The organism is Faecalibacterium tardum, from assembly GCF_040096515.1.
Lineage (GTDB): Bacteria > Bacillota > Clostridia > Oscillospirales > Ruminococcaceae > Faecalibacterium > Faecalibacterium tardum.
In genome coordinates this window covers 1-1,163 of record NZ_JBBMEO010000093.1, presented here as the reverse complement: position 1 = coordinate 1,163, position 1,163 = coordinate 1, and the positions used below count along the sequence as shown (strand labels likewise).

The window sequence follows — 1,163 nt, the reverse complement described above, 5'->3', positions numbered from 1 at the left end:
CAGTTTCAGAATCTTCGGGTGCTGAACAGTCAGCCCCCTGCTCTCGCCAAGCACACAAAAGGCGATCTACATAGCATCGAGCAGATATCGGAAAAGATGCTCTCCACCCCGACGGAATCTTCTGTTGAGTTCATGGTCGCAGAACTGGATGATGCACTTCAATCGCTTATGTTCCGCTGGAATATCTGTTATGAACGGTATTCCAGTTTCCGCTTATCCGATAACGAAAAGAAGAAAATCGGTTTGATTATCCAATCAGGAATTGATTTTCTGCAAAAGAAGAAGGAGGTTCCTTTATGATGAACGCAGTTGTAAAACCTTACCATGAGATGTGCCTGAACAGCAGCGAACTGATCGTGCCGCGCGACACTTATCAGCGTGCTCTTCACCCCGCTCGTGTTGCCCGCATCGCAAAAGAATTTGACGAGCGGGTTGCCAATGAGCCGAAGATCAGCTTCCGGGATGGTCACTACTATGTGATGGACGGACAGAACACCATCGCTGCACGGAAATTTCTGAACGGCGGCGAAGATTTGCAGATTCGCTGCAAGGTTTATTTTGGTATGACAGAACGAGAAGAAGCCCTCCTGTTTGCACAGCAGACAGGCATTTCGGAACGGCTGAGTGCAGGGCAGAAGCTCCGTGCCCTGATTTTTGCAGGGGAGCCTGCTGCCGTTGCATTCCAGCAGGCCACCGAATTGGCTGGCGTTCATCTTTCTTTTGAAGAAGGCCGAGGCAAGCAGCGGATCAGCTGCATTGCAACCGCCTATCACGAATTCATCCGGCTGGGTCCGGAACTGTATATCGAATCCCTTGATGTTTTGCTGAACGCTTGGAACGGCGAACCTGATTCCATGAGTTCCGCAAACCTGCTCGGCATCTGTCGCTTTGTAGAACTGTATCACTCCGAATATAACAAAGGCCGCTTGATTGCCAAACTGCGGCAGGTCGATGCGTTCACGATTTTTCGCCTTGCTCGAACCGCAGGCGTAAGCCTTCCCGGCAAGACGAAGTACCTTCAGCAGGTCTATACTATTTATAATGGTGGAAGCCGCCGGGCCGCACTGCCGCTCAAGTTTTAACTTCAAGTATATTTAACGAGGTATTATCCAATGATTATCCATGAAGAACCTTCGCCCAACTCGGTTTCCTCCCCTGTTTCC

1 protein-coding gene and 1 pseudogene are annotated in these 1,163 nt (G+C 50.0%); both read left to right on the top strand.

The annotated features are described in order from the left end of the window. Positions 1-300: pseudogene (locus tag WMO44_RS15190) on the top strand (type II toxin-antitoxin system PemK/MazF family toxin); the annotation flags it as partial. After that, positions 297-1,082 carry a DUF6551 family protein gene (locus tag WMO44_RS15185; RefSeq protein ID WP_055192220.1) on the top strand — a complete coding sequence of 262 codons (786 nt, stop codon included), beginning with the start codon at positions 297-299 and terminating at the stop codon, positions 1,080-1,082. The pseudogene WMO44_RS15190 and the gene WMO44_RS15185, both read left to right, overlap by 4 nt. Positions 1,083-1,163: the final 81 nt, after the last annotated feature.